Origin of the sequence: Aquiflexum gelatinilyticum (assembly GCF_024813435.1) — a bacterium.
Taxonomy (GTDB): Bacteria; Bacteroidota; Bacteroidia; order Cytophagales; family Cyclobacteriaceae; genus Cognataquiflexum; species Cognataquiflexum gelatinilyticum.
In genome coordinates this window covers 136,233-153,173 of the sequence record NZ_JANAEZ010000012.1, presented here as the reverse complement: position 1 = coordinate 153,173, position 16,941 = coordinate 136,233, and the positions used below count along the sequence as shown (strand labels likewise).

Here is a 16,941-nt window from a genome sequence, read left to right as displayed (position 1 = left end):
AGGCCGGGAACCTGTTGTTTTAACTTGGGTTTTTGATTTTGTGATGCACATTTTAATCATTTGTAATTTTTACCTAAATCAAAAAATCATGGTACACAAATTAAGATTGCTCGTTATTCTTGGATTGTTAGCGACATTTTCAGTTCTCGTTTCCTGTAATGATGATGACGAACCAAAAGTATCCCCAATCGTCGGCACATGGAATTACGATTCCTATAAGTTGGACATTACTGTTGACGGACAGGACCTGCTCACCTATCTAGTTCAGGTAATGGGCCTCACGCAAGAGGAGGCCATTTTCGCAAAGGCGTTTTTTACCGCTTCTCTTTTTGAAGATAGTGATCTTGAAGGCACGACTTTTACATTCAATGCCGATGGTACATATTCTGTAAAAAATGGAGGGGTTGAAGAGGATTCAGGAACATATCAGGTTCAAAACAACAATACCAAATTAGTGTTGACTTCATCTGATGATGGAACGGTCCAGGAATTTGTAATCGAAACACTGACTAGTAACCGTATTATCGTCTCTTTTGAAGATTCTTTCGAAGAAGATATCAATGAGGATGAAACCTTGGAAGAGGTGGGATTGGATTTTGAATTGACTATGGTGAAATAAAAAAAAATCCAAAAAAAGAGCCCTGAAGAAAATCAAGGCTCTTTTTTTGTCCCTAAGGATGACTAGATAAGAAAATTTATACACCTATCAGAGAACTTATTATTACCTCACCTCCCAAAAATACTCCCTGTCAAAAATTCTGGAATAGATAAATATTGGAACCTGCTCTCGATATGGTAACAAATCTCTGAAAACCTCCTGCTGGGTGGCATGGGCCTCCATCATGCTGACCAAGGTGGAGAAATAAGACGTGGTCTTTACAGAAAAATCCGGCACAGGTAATCCGGGACCTTCTTTAGGATAATTTCTTTGAAAGCCCGGAGCAATCTTTAAGGCTGTTTCAATCTGTTTTGGAGAAAGTGTTACCTGAAACAGTTTTTTGACCGAAAACCCTTTAGTGTTTTTATTTTCTAGGAAAACCTCTTCCATCGCTTTAGAAACCATCCTGTGGTCGGGATGTCCATAAAGTCCCAATTGACTGTCGTAACTGATTACATAATCAGGCCGGTACTTTTGGATCATTTCCACCGCTAAGGTTTTGAAAGTATCTAAAGGCAGGTTTTTGAGACTGCTGTCCGGAAAATCAAACATTTCCAATGCCTTAGCTCCTAGGATTTGGGAAACTTTTTTCATTTCTAGGGCTCTTGCCTGTCCAAGTTCTTCCTGTGCCACCAATCCCCCTGTCGGCCCTGCTTCGCCTTTGGTCAGGTAAACCATCACTAAGTCATGACCTTGCTTTCGCAAATCAAGCAAAGTGCCACCCACTGCAATTTCGTCATCCGGATGGGCAAAAAACACCATAACTTTTTGCGGTTCTACTTCTTGAATAAGATGGCTTTTTAGAGGGATATCTTTATTATGAAGCAAAGATCTCCCCCACCAAATCATTCCCGACCCCAAAGCCACAATGATTAGTATAACTACAAGCAGTATTATTCCCAAACTTTTCAAAAATCCTCCTTCAAGGTAGCAAGGTAGCTGACCAAATCCCTGATTTCTCGCCTGCTTAGGATGGCTTTCATATCAGGCATACTTGAGGCAGCCATCTTTTGGGTTTTGATATCTTTCTTTTGGATCAAGGTATCGGGTTGATTTCCCATCTTGACCAAAAGAGTTGAATTGGTCTCATTTTCAAGGATGCCATTGACGGTTTTTCCATTATTCAACTCCACCATCACGATACCATATCCCGGAGCAATCCTTTTGCTTGGATCTATGAGCGATTCCAAAATCTCCTGTCTGCTTAGCTTTCTGCCAACGCCGTTCATACTCGGACCAACAGTCGCTCCCATATCGTCATAAGCATGACAGCGCATGCACTGTCCTGTCTGGGATTGGAAAAATATTCCACGCCCTTTGATTTCATCCCCGCCGTTTAAGCTACTCTGATAAGATGCCAAAACATCCCCTTTCCACAAAGCATCAGCTGCTTTTTGGTAGCCCTCCGCGAGTGATGGATCTTTGGATAATTCTACGGATTCGGATAATTCCAACAAAATATCTGTCGGGAGTTTGCCAGCTGCCATTTGAGTAAAGAGTCCATCAAAAATAGATTTGGTATTCTCTACCGGCAATTTCCCTAAAGCCACCAAAGCCGCCTGCTTTTCTTCGGTAGTCCTTTTTTCAATGATTTCGTTCAATAGTTTAACTTTCAATGCCTTATCCAAATCCAATTGTTCCAATAGACTCAAGCCTGCTACCCTAACTGATTTATCTGAATCAGCAATTGCTTTTTCAATACCGGCAGCTGTGTTGTGCGCGTTCATTTTGGCAAGTGCCTGAATGGAGGCCACTCGGACTTCAGGAGATTTGTCAGATTGGATCAATGCAAAAAGCTTATCCGAACCATCCTGGATTCCGAGCCTTCCGATTGCATTGATGGCTGATATTTTCAATCCGTTTTCTTTTTCGTCCAACAACTGAAGCAAAGGGGAAGCTGAGGCAGTCCTAACCAATGTTCCATCCCTTGTCACTTCGCCACGGTATCTTCCATCTACCCTGTCCAATACCGATGGTTTAGTCCAAGTCCCCAAAGCATCAATGGCTTCCTTCCTCAGCTCCAAAGGAGCGGAAGGATTGGAGATATAAGCGATGAGATTTTGCATGGACTTTTCTGTACCTATTCTCAAATTGGCACTGATGGCCCTTCTGATAAGTGGCTCATTTGAAAATTTGGTGGTTACCAAAAGGTCTCCCAAAGCCGGCAATGCTGCTTCAATTGAAAAATCATCATTGATTGCTCTTGCCGCTTCGGTTACAATGTATTCGTTTGGATCTTTTAGGAATTGCTGAATTCCCGGATGGCCCAATCTTCTCAAAGCCAAAACTGCACCTAGTCGGACCGCATTACTAGGTTCTCCTGCCAATGCTACCAACTCATCAGGTTGGTTCAATCTTGCCAAAGCCAAAGAAGCTGCATGTCTGATATAGGCATCTTCATCATTATTATTGTCAAGCAATCCGATCAAAGAAGTGGTAGCGGGCGTATATCCGATTCTACCTATTGCTTCTGCGCCAAAAAATCTTGCTCTTGGATATTCATCCACCAAAAGTGCCAACAAAAACTCTCCTGCATCTTTGTATTTGATATCACCCATCCATTTGGCAGCCTGGGCACGGATCTCTGGATCGCTGTCCTTTAAAAGTGAAATCAGCGGCTTGGCATATTTCATGTCATCCATTCTGGCTATTTGGCTCGTTCCTACGATGGCATGGATCCTTGCTATCTGATTGGTCTTTTGGTTCATGACTTTTTCAAAAACCTTTGCCCCTTTCTCACCCCTTTTTGCCAGTTCAAACTGGGCCTTTCTTCGGATCCTGTCATCTTCATAATAAAGATGTCCTTCCAATTCCTGATCGGACATTTTGGGATAATCCAAAGTGATCAACCTTTGGGTTTCTTTTCTTGCCGCCCAGTTTTGACCTTCGTTGTCATCCAGTTTCCAGATTCTTCCATAATTTTTGCTTCCCCATCCATTGATCCAATCGGCCACATACAATGCCCCATCCGGTCCAAAATCTATTCCCGATGGCAAGACACCTGATTGGATCAACTCTGTTTTTGCAAGCTCAAATGAAGCACCCTGAGGTTTCAGCTGAAAGGCATGGATACCCGATCGTGCCGGATTGCCTACAAATTCGACCACAAAAAAGTGCTGCTTCCACCTTTCTCCCAAAGCTGTTCCGGGATTATAAACCATTCCTGTTGGGCCATTGACATAATTGATGATACATGGCGTAATGTAGGCAGCCTGACCCTCGTGTCTTGGCTTGTACATGTTTTCATCCATCCAGACTTTGTAGGTATTATTATCCGGGTCTCTGTATTTCCCAAACTGCCAATTGATCCTCCAACCTGTATCAGAACCATTGACCAAGTAAACCAATCGCTCACTTTCTCCTCTATGGTCACCATCATTATCAACCGAAATCAGGTTATTGTATTCATCCCAGGTAAACTCATGGGTATTTCTTACACCCATCGCAAACACCTCAAAATCACTTCCATCAGGATTGGCACGTACCACAACCCCCCTGTTTGGATAATTCCATTCGACACCGTCTTGGTCTGTTCCATGAAATCCAATATCGCCTATTCCCCAATAAATCCTTCCATCAGGGCCTACTTTGGCTCCTGACATACCATGAGAACCGAATCCCACATGCACGCCATATCCATTTGAAATAGAAGTTTTCTTATCAATCAGCCCATCGCCATTGGTATCCTGCAACCTCCAAAAATCAGGAGCTACACCCAAAAAAACATCATTTTCATGCACCGTCACCGCCAAAGCAAGATCTGTCTCTTCTTCATGGAAGTCATACACTATCCGCTGGGACCAATCTGCCAAGCCATCCCCATTGCTATCCTTTACTTTATAAATACTTTCTTTCTCTACCGTCAGGTCTTTCCAGTCATAAGACCCATCCCCGTTCAAATCCTTCAACCACTTGTTTTCGCCACTTCTTTCGGGAGCAAATTCTTTTCTTAAAAAGGCTTTCCTATCAGCCACACTTTGCCAGCTGATGGATTGAATTTCCCAATTCTGATGTCCGCGGATATCAAATTCTGACTGGCCCAAGCGCTCGGAACTGACATAATACAAAGTGCCATCATCCGTCATTTTGATCGAAACCGGATCGATAATCATGGAATCCACTGCCCAAAGTTTCATTGAAAGCCCTTCAGCCAAAGTCGGAGTAACAGTAGATTCAATCTCGGAAGCTCTTTTTTTGACCTCTTCATGATCCATTTGGGTGATCTGAAGGTCGACAGGGGTCTTTTCTTTACAGGAAAAAACAACCAAAGAGGTGAGCAAAATCGGGGTAAAAAGGTTTTTTAAAATAGAAACAGGTTTCATAGGTATCAATTGGGTTTTTTGATTGAATACAGGGGATAATTTACCAAAAATGTTGAGGCGATTCCTATTATTTTGATGATCGGCTTAAGGATTTTTTTTTGATTGGACCAATTTCCCTACTTTCAATTTCCAATCAAAAACCGTCAAATCCATGCCTGTTCTTTCTGATATCACCTCTCCTACCCTTTTGCTTGATGAAAAAATCTGCCGACACAATCTTCAAGTAATGTCGGAAAAAGCCAAAAGAAACGGGAAAAAGCTCGTCCCTCACTTTAAAACCCCACAATCTCACCTGGTAGGAAAATGGGCCATGGAATATGGCATCAGAGAAATCACCGTTTCCTCCATCAAGATGGCAGCATACTTTTGTGGGCAAGGTTGGGACAACATCCACATCGCATTTCCTTTTAATCCTCTAGAAACCAAAAACCTGAGCGACCTTGCCAAAAACCAGTCATTATCGGTGCAGCTTATCAATGAGGCAGTCACCGAAAAACTCGCAAAGGAACTTGAAAACCCTGTAGGCTTTTTTATTGAAATAGATGCAGGTTATGGCCGTACCGGAGTAGAGGTATCAGATTTTGGATTGATAGAGGCTATTCTTCGAAAAGCAAAAAGCACTGACAAACTCAAATTCAAGGGATTCTATCTACATGCCGGACATTCTTATTATGAAAAAGACATTCAAAAATTATATGAGCAAACCCGTGCTGCGTTAGGCATGCTAAAGAGCAAATACCGGTCAGAATATCCCGATCTAATCACCAGAACTGGAGATACACCGGGCTGTTCGGTGATTGAGGATTTTGGGGATATTGATGAGCTGGGACCAGGCAACTTTGTGTTTTATGACTTGATGCAGGTGGCCTTGGGTAGCTGCAAAAGAGAGGATGTCGCCGTTGCTTTGGCTGTTCCTGTGGTCGATATCAAAAGAGAAAGAAAAGAAATCCTGATTCATGGTGGCGGCGTCCATCTTGCCAAAGATGTTCTGTCCGAACCTGATGGAGGGAAAAATTTTGGTGAAGTGGTCTACCTGACGGAAACAGGTTGGAAAATCCCTTCACAGCGGTCTTTTTTAAAAAGTATTTCACAGGAGCATGGCATCATCAAGGCATCTGACGAATTGTTATCCCATATAAAAGTCGGAGACTTACTTGGTATTCTTCCGATTCACAGCTGCATGACTGCGGATTGTATGAAGGGATACACCACAATAAACGGACAGAAAGTCGATCACGCAGAGGGGTAAAAAAATTGTGAACCTTCTTATAGGCAACTCTCTATATTATTTCAAAAATCAACAACCAAAAAAAAGGGGTGGTTTTATAAAACCACCCCTTTTTTTATTTCTCATAACCGAGGACTTTCATCATGCTGTCACTTGTTTGCTCAGCTGCAAAAAGCCAATGCTTGATGCTTCCGTTGGTTTCCCGATCTATAATCACATGCTTAGGTGCAGGAATAAGGCAATGTTGGATCCCGCCATACCCGCCAAGAGACTCTTGATAGGCGCCCGTGTGGAAAAATCCTATGTACTGCTTTCTGCCTTCTTCTATTTTTGGGAGATAAATATTGTATTGGTGCGCCTCAGAGTTATAATAATCCATGCTGTCGCAAGTCAATCCGCCGAGCGAAATATTGTGGTATTCCTCATCCCAATTATTCACGGCGAGCATGATGTATTTTTGGTTCAATCCCCAACTGTCCGGCAATTGGGTGATGAAACTACCATCTATCATATACCAAAGTTCCTTGTCATTTTGGAGTTTTTCATCCAAAATAGAATAGAGCACCGCTCCGCTTTCTCCAACAGTATAGCTTCCGAATTCGGTGAAAATGTTAGGTTCGTCTGTGTGGTTTTTAGCACACATCCACTTTATGTTTTTGACAATCTGCTCTGCCATATATTGGTAGTCATAATCAAAAAACACATTGGTTTTGATCGGCCAACCGCCACCGATGTCCATGGTATCCAAGGAAGGGGCCACCTTTTTCAAGTCCACATATTTTTGGATAAATCTTGTCAATTCGGACCAATAGTAAGCTGTATCCTTTATTCCTGAATTAAGGAAAAAGTGGAGCATTTTGAGGGAGACATTTGGATTGTTTTTGATTTTCTCCTCATAGAGTGAAATGATGTCATTGTACCTGACTCCAAGCCTAGAGGTATAAAACCCAAATTTCGGTTCTTCATCCGCAGCGATCCTGATTCCTACCTGAAATGGAACTTTGACATGTTCCAAATAATAATCTATCTCCCCAAGGTTATCCAAAATGGGCACACAGTTGACAAAACCATCATTGAGCAACTCAGTGATGTATTGCTTATAAAGCTGCCTTTTGAATCCATTGCATACGATAAAAGTATCCTTGGTGATCAATCCCTGCGCGTACAGATTCCTGACCAAAGGAATGTCAAAAGTAGAAGATGTCTCTATGTGGATGTCATTTTTCAATGCTTCATTCAATACAAAGCTGAAATGAGACGACTTGGTACAATAACAATAAGTATACTTTCCCTTGTAATTATGCTTTTCGATGGCATTGCCAAAAAAAGTCTTTGCATTCTGAATGTTTTCAGAAATCTTCGGAAGATAAGTAAGCTTTAAAGGAGTTCCGTAGGTTTTGATGATTTCCATGAGATTGACACCGTTGAAGTGTAACTCATTGTTTTCTACATTAAATTCTTTGGTAGGAAAGTCAAAAGTCTGTTGGATCAGGTCGATGTATTTATTCATTTCAAATCAGGGTATGGAAAATTAAAACCGCAGCGTAAAATTTGCTTTTAATATTGGCAATTCAAATGAAAAAAGGGGAAAATCCATATGGACCTTCCCCTTTCCAACAAATTTAATCGGAGAGAACTATTTTGCGAAAAACTCATTTCGAAGCAGTTGGCCTTCCGCTTCAAATGACTTTTGGTTTTCAATTATTTGTTTCAGGATACTTTTAAACCTGATTTCCTCTGAAATCACCTTGGTGATTTTTGCAAAATATTGAGCAACAGACAATTTATCTGCAGTGTAGAACTTCAAAGTGTAAGAATTCAATTCCCTTTCAAATTCCAATATCACGCCTTTTGGTTGACCAATACTGATCAATCCATTGAATAACCCTCTTAATCCTTCAAAATCAAAAGCAAGCTTAAAATAAAGAACCTGAAAACTCTTGTTTGCTTCAGGAAAATTCGGGAAATGAAAAGAACCCTGACCTGTCAATTCTACCATCTCACTTGCCATTATCATGTCTACAACATTTACTGCAGTGTTAAGGATTTTAGTTCTTTTAGATACACCTTTAAAAGTGAATGACTCTTGAACTAGGGCTTGCTGGGTAGAGATTTGAGAGGCCATGTGATGATGTTTTTTCTTTTTGAATGCGGTTTATTCAAAACCATGCTTCAAATATAAATAGCGGATTTTAATTATCCTAATTAGTCTATCATTTTTATAGGGTATTAAATTGATGATTAATTTTTTTACAAGCGTCATAATTTTAAATTTATTGCTGTTTTTTGTGGTTTTTAAATTAATTGACCTCTTGATTGAAATTTTTCAACATAAAAGATGAAAAATATTTGAAAACAGGATGTATATTTTTCTTGTTTAAAGCCTAAAAACAAGCTTAATTCGACCCTCTATTTATACCTAGACAAATTCACCCAATGTCTAACTCAATCAAAACTTATTTTACTTCAGTTGGCCAAAGTTTCCCAATTGGCCCAAGCATATCGCCTGAAGGAGTCAATTTTTGTCTTTTCTCAAAAAATGCGATTTGGGTGGAATTGTTGTTTTTCAACGATGTAGCTGATATTGAACCTAGTCATGTTTTTCGACTTGACTCCGCAAAAAACAAAACCTATCATTATTGGCATATTTTCATTGCAGGAGTCAAAGCAGGCCAACTTTATGGCTACCGCATCCATGGACCATTTGAACCAGCAAAGGGGCACAGGTTTGACTCTTCCAAAGTTTTGGTGGATCCCTATGCAAAGTCATTGGCTGTTCCACCTCAATTTAACAGAAAAGCGCTCAGCAAATTTGGAAAAGAGGATGCCCAATCACTGAAAAGCGTGATCGTGGATTTGGGATTGTATGATTGGGAAGGAGATATCCATCCTAGAAGAGCTTTCTCCTCCACAGTAATCTATGAAATGCATGTCGGTGGATTTACCAAAAATCCAAACTCAGGAGTTGCGCCGGATAAACAGGGGACTTTTGCAGGGCTGATTGAAAAAATCCCTTATCTCGTAGAGCTCGGAATCACGGCGGTTGAATTATTGCCTGTTTTTCAGTTTGATGTGCAGGATGCCCCCGAAGGCAAAACCAACTACTGGGGATATAGTCCGATTTCGTTTTTTGCACCGCATCAGGGTTACAGTACCGATCCGGAAAACCCCTTAAAGGTTTTGGATGAATTCAGGGATATGGTCAAAGCCCTCCACCGTGCAGGCTTGGAAGTCATTATGGATGTGGTATTTAACCATACATCAGAAAACCACGAAGAAGGACCTACATATACCTTTCGGGGGATAGACAACAGCATCTATTATATCCTCGACAATGACAAATCCAAGTACAAAAACTATTCAGGAACCGGCAATACCCTAAATGCCAATCAATCCATCGTCCGAAAGATGATCATTTCAAGCCTTCACTTCTGGGTGAGGGATATGCATGTGGATGGATTTAGGTTTGACCTTGCTTCTATCTTGTCAAGGGACGAAAAAGGCAATCCCATAGAAAATGCCCCGATCCTTTGGGACATTGAATCAGATCCGATTTTGGCCGGCACCAAGCTGATCGCAGAAGCTTGGGACGCTTCGGGCTTGTACCAAGTGGGTAATTTCACAGGAGACAGCTGGAAAGAATGGAACGGGAGATTTAGGGATGATGCCCGCAGTTTCCTCCGTGGAGACAAAGGAAAAGTAGGGGATTTCGTGACCCGTCTGATCGGTAGCCCTGACATGTATGAATCCAAAAACAGGGAATTGGAGCAAAGCATCAATTTTGTCACTTGCCATGATGGATTTACCTTGAATGACCTTGTTTCCTATAATATCAAACACAACATGGCCAACGGTGAAAATAACCGTGACGGTCACAATGACAACCTCAGCTGGAATTGCGGAGTGGAAGGTCCTACTGATAATCCCAAGATCTTGGCACTTCGCAATAGACAGATCAAAAATTTCTTCACAGTAACCTTATTGTCATTGGGTGCACCGATGATATTGATGGGAGATGAAATCCTACACACCCAACAAGGCAATAACAACGCGTATTGTCAAGACAATGAACTCACTTGGTTTGATTGGGATCTAGTTGAGAAAAATGCAGACATATTCAGGTTTGTAAAAATCCTGATCAAAAAACGGTTATTGAGAGAAACTTCCCAATCCAATTTTAATATGAGCCTCAAGGAGTTGCTCCTGCAGTCAAAAATCCAATGGCACGGTGTCAAACTCCATCAGCCCGACTGGTCTCCTTCCTCGCTGAGCATTGCCATGACCATTTTGTCTCTCAATAGGAAAATGGCCATGCACTACCTGATCAACTCCTATAATCAGGATTTAACATTTGAAATCCCAAAAACCATTGATGCCAAAAAAGTAAGCTGGAGAAGATGGATCGATACCAGTTTTGAAAGTCCCAAAGATATTTGCCTTTGGTCAGATGCCAGCAATCACATTGAAAATTCATATTTGGTCAAATCCCATTCTATCGCCATCCTTTTTACCAAAATCGAATAAGCCTTCTGTTTTTTTATCAAAAGGAAAATTGGATTGACGAAGTAAATTAACAATTTCAAAAAAATGGTTTTTGGAGTAAGTTCAAGGCTTTTTCCAAAACATCATCCTCTTTGGCAAAACAAAATCTCAATAATTTGTGGTCTGTTTTGTCATGGTAAAACACCGAAACAGGAATACTTGCAACCCCCAATTCTTTGGTCATTCTGATCGCAAGGTCATAGTCTGATTCTTGGGAAAGGTGTCCATAATAAACAGTCTGAAAGAAACTACCCTGCGAGGGGGTAAATTCAAACGGCGTATTTTTCAAACCCTGACAAAACAAATCCCTTTTATTTTGATAAAAATCATTGAGATGAAGATATCTCGAAGGCTCCACCATAAAGTCCGCCAAAGCATATTGTAAAGGAGTGGCTGTACTGAAGGTCAGAAACTGATGGATTTTCCGGAATTCAACAGTCAGTTTTTCCGGTGCAAGGCAATATCCGATTTTCCATCCTGTGATATGAAAAGTCTTTCCAAAGGAACCACAGGCAAAAGTCCTTTCTTTGAGCAGTGGATGACTGAACAATGGCAAATGCTTTCTTCCATCAAATGTAATATGCTCATAAACTTCATCGCTGACGACATATATTTCTTTGCCTTGGATCAATTCTGCCAAGGTATCCAAATCTTCCTGAGTCCAGACATAGCCACATGGATTGTGGGGAGTATTTACCATGATCAGGCGGGTTTTGTCAGTGATGGCAGATTTGACTTTGTCCCAATCCACCGAAAAGTCCGGCAAATTAAGTGACACATACACAGGTACTCCCCCATTCAATACCACTGCTGGCGCATAGCTGTCATAGGAAGGTTCGAGCAAAATCACCTCATCTCCGGGTCTCACCACAGCCGTCACAGCCGCGAAAAGTGCTTCAGTTGCACCCGAAACGACAGTGACTTCCGATTCTCCATTGAAATCCACCCCATATACCAATTTCGTCTTTTCGGCAATCCTTTGCTTGAAGATCGGTACACCACTCATGGGAGCATATTGGTTGTATCCCTCACTTATGTATTTGGTCACCAAGTCATGTAAGAAAGGAAAGCAATCAAATCCGGGAAAGCCCTGTGCCAAGTTGATGGCATTACAATCCGTGGCCAACTTAGACATGACTGTAAAGATGGTGGTACCGACATCGGGAAGTTTAGAGGATATCATAAAGAAGTTGGCTTATTCAATGTATCAAACTGGTAAAGTAAGAAACCTACAAAGATTATCCCCAATCCAAAAAGGCTTTCTTTTGGACGGTCGTAAACCATGAAAACCATTACCCAAAGGCTAAAGAGGATGTAAACTATTTGAAGCCAAGGGCGGAAGGGACTTTGGAATCCGGACCTATTTTTAAGCCTGAGAGAAGCTGCTATCGTCAAAGTCCCCATGACCTGTAGGACAAAACCGGCATACAACATGATCGACTCAAATGATCCCGAAAACATCAAAAGCAAACTGACTGCAGTATTGAACCATATTGCCCGGACAGGAATTCCATTCTTATTGACCACTGACAGTGGCTTCCAAAATGTATATTCTTTGGCCATTGCATTGGTAATCCTGGGACCTACCCAAGTATAGCCACTTATCGTGGCAATTAGCTGGATTCCAATAAATAGACTGATCCAAAACACCCCATCCAATCCAAAAAGGTTGCCAAATGCAAGGGTAGCTACCTGAACTTTTCCCTGTAGCTGTTCTATGGAGGCATGTTTGAGAAAAACCAACTGCAACAAAACATAAACAACCATTACAAGAAAAGCTGCTGAGATCAATGCCTTGGGAAGGCTTTTACGGGGTTCTTTGATCTCCTCTACGATGTAAGCTGCAGAATTCCATCCTGTGTATGCATAAAAAACATATATCAGAGAGACCGCAAATCCCGGAGCTAAAATCTCACCTTTCCAAGAAGAACTGAAATCAAAACTGCTTTCTGAGAGGACTGACGCATATCCGAACCCCAACCCGATAAGCACAAAAACAAAAAGCAACTTGATCCCGGTGAGAATATTATGTACAAGCCCTGATTGGTTGACTGAAAAGGAATGAAACAAACCCATCATCAAAATCGCCGCCATACCGATAGACCTGCTATTGTGAAAACCTATCAATGGCTCCCAATACTCGACCATGGCCATGGCTGCAATAGAAATGGGTGCTGAAAACCCCACAGTAAGTGACACCCATGCATAAAGGTAACCTGCAGTAGGATGGATGGTCCATGAAAGAAAAATGTAATCCCCTCCCGATTGTTTGAAATGCGTCCCAAGCTCGGCATAAACAAAAGCCCCTACCAATGCCATCATTCCCCCAATCACCCAAAGGATGATGATACTCCAGGTATTTTGACTGTCGAGAACCTGAAAACCTAGACTGGTAAAAACTCCCGTTCCGATCATATTGGCAATCACCAAGCCTGAAGCAGTTTTCCAACCGATTTTATTTTTGATGTTCATGGATTCATATTCCTGAGGTTTTAGAAAGTCAGACCCCACTAATTAAAACAGAAATATTGAAATATCACCAAATCTCAAAAATCCAATATTTCCCGAAGGAAAAATTCCCAGTTTCTATGCTATTCACTTTCTCAAATGAATCTTTTCAAATGGTATTTCAGCCTTTTTTTGACTACTTTTGCGCCACTTCAATAGAAGAAATATTGAATAAAACCCAGATAACCCATCTATGAGAGATATAAAATTGGTTGAGGTCAGATCGGAAATTGCGGCCGGCACAAGAGGCGCAAGCTTAGGCATCGACGCCCTCAAAATTGCAAGTCTTGACAAAACTTCGGATTTCTTTACCAGGTTTGACCCGATCAATGTCCCGGATGCCAACAACTTTCTTTGGAAAGGAAACAAACATCCACATGCCAAGTACATCGATGGCGTCTATCAGGTTTTGAAAAATGTATACAGCACCATTGAGTCCCTGAGATTGGAAAAATTATTTCCTATCGTATTGGCAGGAGACCATTCCACAGCTGCAGGTACCATCATGGGAATCAAGGCTGCACATCCTGACAAAAGGCTCGGGGTAATATGGATTGACGCCCATGCAGACCTCCATACTCCTTACACCACCCCATCAGGAAATATGCACGGCATGCCTTTAGCGATGTGCATTCAGACCGACAACAGGGATTGCGAAGTCAATCAGCCTGCTGAAGAGACCGTTCAGTATTGGGAGAAAATTAAAAAAATCGGCGGGGATGCCCCAAAAATCAAAGCCGAGGACATTGTCTTTATTTCCGTCAGGGATACCGAAACTCCTGAGGATTTTCTGATCAAAAAACACGGGATCAAAAATTTCTCCACAGAAGAAGTCAGGAACCTTGGCATCACCAAAGTGGCAGCTGAAGCCCTGAATATCCTGGGGAATTGTGATCAGATTTACATATCCTTTGATGTGGACAGCTTGGACTCATCTATCTCAATGGGCACAGGAACGCCTGTCGCCAATGGATTAACAGTAAAAGAAGCCCTTGAACTCAATACAGAGTTGATCAAAGACAAGCGGGTTTGCTGTTGGGAAATCGTCGAGGTGAACCCAACCCTTGATTCCGAAAACCTGATGGCCGAAAATGCCTTTGATATTCTTGAAGCGACTACCAAGTCATTGGTAGATCATTTTTAGGGTTATTTGGTTATTTGGTTAATTAAAGTATAAAATTTAAAAACTGAGAAAGAGATACTAATACCGATCGATGGTCACAGTCTCAAGTCTCATATCTCACGTCTCATGTCTATTTCATGAATATAGAACAGAAAATAACAGCCAGCATTCAACAAGCTTTTCAAGAGCTTTTTGGTCATCAGGCAACTTTAGAAGAACTTGCCCTACAACCTACCCGAAAGGAGTTTGAAGGGACTTTTACATTTGTGGTGTTTCCGTTTTTGAAAATCACCAAACTCAATCCTGAGGCTTCGGGTGCAAAAATCGGGGAATATCTCGTGGCAAACTGTGATGTGGTATCCACTTTCAATATTGTCAAAGGTTTCTTAAACATCTCTGTGAGCGAAACCTCTTGGTTGAATATTTTTTCAAAGATCTACAGCAATCCGGATTTGGGCCAACTTCCCGCAAACGGAAAAAAGGTAATGGTCGAATACAGCAGCCCCAATACCAACAAGCCGCTGCATCTTGGACACTTGAGGAATAATTTCCTGGGCTATTCCGTTGCTGAAATCCTGAAAGCCAACGGCTATGAGGTAGTCAAAGCCAACCTCGTCAATGACCGTGGCATCCATATCTGCAAGTCGATGGTGGCATACAGACACCACGGCAATGGAGAAACCCCTTCTTCAAGCGGACTAAAAGGAGACCATTTGGCAGGTAAATACTATGTGATTTTTGATAAGGAATACAAAAAAGAAATCCAACAGCTTGTAACCGAAGGCCAAACAGAAGAGCAGGCCAAGAAAAATGCACCCTTGATGCTCGAAGCTCAGGAAATGCTGAGGCTTTGGGAGGCAGGAGACAAAGACGTCGTTGACCTTTGGAAAACCATGAACGGATGGGTGTATGAGGGATTTGACGCCACTTACAAAAAGATGGGTGTTGATTTTGACAAGTTTTATTACGAATCTGATACCTACCTTTTGGGGAAAAACATTGTCGATGAAGGACTTGAAAAAGGAGTATTCTTCAAAAAAGAAAACGGTTCTGTATGGGTGGACCTGTCAGCTGAAGGTCTGGACGAAAAATTAGTCCTAAGATCAGATGGCACTTCGGTCTACATTACCCAAGACATGGGAACCTGCGAATTGAAATACCAGGATTTCCATTTTGACAAATCGGTCTATGTAGTCGGCAACGAGCAGGATTACCATTTCGATGTGTTGTTCAAGATCATGCGCAAGCTAGATCGTCCTTATGGAGATGGTCTGTATCACTTATCCTACGGAATGGTAGATTTGCCTACCGGAAAGATGAAATCCCGTGAAGGGACCGTCGTGGATGCAGATGACCTCATGCAGGAAATGATCGAGACTGCCGAAAGCCACACCAAAGAGTTGGGAAAAATCGATGGTTTCAGTGCTGAAAAAGCCGCTGAACTCTATGAAATATTGGGAATGGGTGCTTTGAAATATTTCTTACTCAAAGTTGATCCCAAGAAAAGGATGCTTTTCAACCCCCAAGAATCCATTGAATTTCAGGGAAATACAGGTCCATTTATCCAATATTCACATGCGAGGATCGCCTCGATTCTGCGCAAAGCCGATCAGATCGGAGTAGATTACAGCAGTGCGGGATTTGAAGGATTAGACAAACTCGAACCTGCTGAAAGGGATTTGATCGTGGTGTTAAATGAGTTTGAGAAAAAAATCACAGCCGCAGGGGATGAATATTCACCTTCCGTATTGGCGCAATATTTATTTGACTTAGCAAAAGATTATAACCGATTCTATGCGGAATTGTCTATATTCCACGAGAATGACCCGAAAGTCCAATCTTTCCGGATTGCAATTTCTGCCATCACCGCCAAAACAATCCGCAAGGGCATGCAGTTATTAGGTATCAAAGTCCCAGACAGAATGTAATATGAAAAAAATCCTAAGCACTTTCGCAATCATCGCTTTAGCCTTCACTGGTTTTATCCAAAAGCAAGAACCAACCAACAATGTACCACTAGATCAAATGATGATGGAAAAATCCTTTTACGATTTTAAAATGAAAGACATCAATGGTCAGGAAGTCGATTTCTCCCAATTCAAAGGAAAGAAACTACTATTGGTGAATGTAGCCTCAAAGTGTGGCTATACCAAACAGTATGAAGACCTCCAAAAACTTCATCAGGAACATGGAGATGAGGTGACGATCATCGGTTTTCCTGCCAATAATTTTGGTGGTCAGGAACCTGGAACCAATGAGGAAATCAAAGAATTTTGCTCTTCCAAGTTTGGTGTCACCTTTATGATGATGGACAAAATATCCGTAAAAGGTGATGACAAAGCTCCCCTTTACAAATGGCTTTCAGACAAAGACCTAAATGGATGGAATGACAAAGAACCTACATGGAACTTCTGTAAATACTTCATCAATGAAAAAGGGGAACTTGTGAAGTTTTTCGCTTCCTCAGTGAAGCCTATGGATGAAGAAATCCTCCAGTTGATCGCTGAATAAGAAAATATTTATTGTGAGAATCAGACCTGTTTTCCTTCCGAAAACAGGT

The 16,941-nt window shown here is 41.6% G+C and carries 12 protein-coding genes; 6 read left to right on the top strand and 6 right to left on the bottom strand.

From position 1 onward, the window contains the following. Positions 1-88: 88 nt before the first annotated feature. Positions 89-619: a lipocalin family protein gene (locus NK987_RS20275; RefSeq protein ID WP_259265348.1), complete on the top strand. Its 531-nt coding sequence runs from the start codon at positions 89-91 to the stop codon at positions 617-619. A gap of 102 nt (positions 620-721) precedes the next feature. Here the strand turns inward: NK987_RS20275 and NK987_RS20270 are convergent, their stop codons facing one another. Next, positions 722-1,561 carry a PIG-L deacetylase family protein gene (locus NK987_RS20270; RefSeq protein WP_259265347.1) on the bottom strand — a complete coding sequence of 280 codons (840 nt, stop codon included), beginning with the start codon at positions 1,559-1,561 and terminating at the stop codon, positions 722-724. Positions 1,562-1,566: 5 nt separating this feature from the next. Beyond that, a complete protein-coding gene (locus NK987_RS20265) occupies positions 1,567-4,980 on the bottom strand; it encodes a HEAT repeat domain-containing protein (RefSeq protein WP_259265346.1) in 3,414 nt (1,137 codons plus the stop codon). 151 nt (positions 4,981-5,131) lie between these two features. Between NK987_RS20265 and NK987_RS20260 the strand changes: the two genes are divergently transcribed. Continuing rightward, entirely contained in the window at positions 5,132-6,229 is a 1,098-nt protein-coding gene (locus NK987_RS20260) for an alanine racemase (RefSeq protein WP_259265345.1), read from the top strand. Positions 6,230-6,323: 94 nt separating this feature from the next. On the opposite strand, the gene NK987_RS20255 is transcribed toward NK987_RS20260, so the two are convergent. Beyond that, positions 6,324-7,718: an arginine decarboxylase gene (locus tag NK987_RS20255; protein WP_258421447.1), complete on the bottom strand. Its 1,395-nt coding sequence runs from the start codon at positions 7,716-7,718 to the stop codon at positions 6,324-6,326. A gap of 126 nt (positions 7,719-7,844) precedes the next feature. After that, positions 7,845-8,333 carry a hypothetical protein gene (locus tag NK987_RS20250; protein ID WP_259265344.1) on the bottom strand — a complete coding sequence of 163 codons (489 nt, stop codon included), beginning with the start codon at positions 8,331-8,333 and terminating at the stop codon, positions 7,845-7,847. Positions 8,334-8,644: 311 nt separating this feature from the next. On the opposite strand from NK987_RS20250, the gene glgX reads away from it, so the two are divergent. Then, positions 8,645-10,732, top strand: a complete 2,088-nt coding sequence (gene glgX, locus NK987_RS20245; protein WP_259265343.1) for a glycogen debranching protein GlgX — start codon at positions 8,645-8,647, stop codon at positions 10,730-10,732. Between the two features lie 55 nt (positions 10,733-10,787). Here glgX and NK987_RS20240 read toward each other — a convergent pair whose 3' ends face one another. Together NK987_RS20240 and NK987_RS20235 are read right to left on the bottom strand one after the other, a co-directional pair. Beyond that, positions 10,788-11,933: a methionine aminotransferase gene (locus NK987_RS20240; protein WP_259265342.1), complete on the bottom strand. Its 1,146-nt coding sequence runs from the start codon at positions 11,931-11,933 to the stop codon at positions 10,788-10,790. Next, a complete protein-coding gene (locus NK987_RS20235) occupies positions 11,930-13,222 on the bottom strand; it encodes an APC family permease (RefSeq protein WP_259265341.1) in 1,293 nt (430 codons plus the stop codon). The genes NK987_RS20240 and NK987_RS20235 overlap by 4 nt, the downstream gene beginning before the upstream one ends. A gap of 229 nt (positions 13,223-13,451) precedes the next feature. Between NK987_RS20235 and rocF the strand changes: the two genes are divergently transcribed. The 3 genes from rocF (at position 13,452) to NK987_RS20220 (ending at position 16,892) form a co-directional block, all read left to right on the top strand. Then, the gene (gene rocF / locus NK987_RS20230; protein WP_259265340.1) at positions 13,452-14,402 is read left to right on the top strand and encodes an arginase; all 951 of its coding nucleotides are present in this window, start codon (positions 13,452-13,454) and stop codon (positions 14,400-14,402) included. A gap of 116 nt (positions 14,403-14,518) precedes the next feature. After that, a complete protein-coding gene (gene argS, locus NK987_RS20225) occupies positions 14,519-16,309 on the top strand; it encodes an arginine--tRNA ligase (RefSeq protein WP_259265339.1) in 1,791 nt (596 codons plus the stop codon). Between the two features lies 1 nt (position 16,310). After that, entirely contained in the window at positions 16,311-16,892 is a 582-nt protein-coding gene (locus NK987_RS20220) for a glutathione peroxidase (protein WP_259265338.1), read from the top strand. The last annotated feature ends 49 nt before the right edge of the window (positions 16,893-16,941 follow it).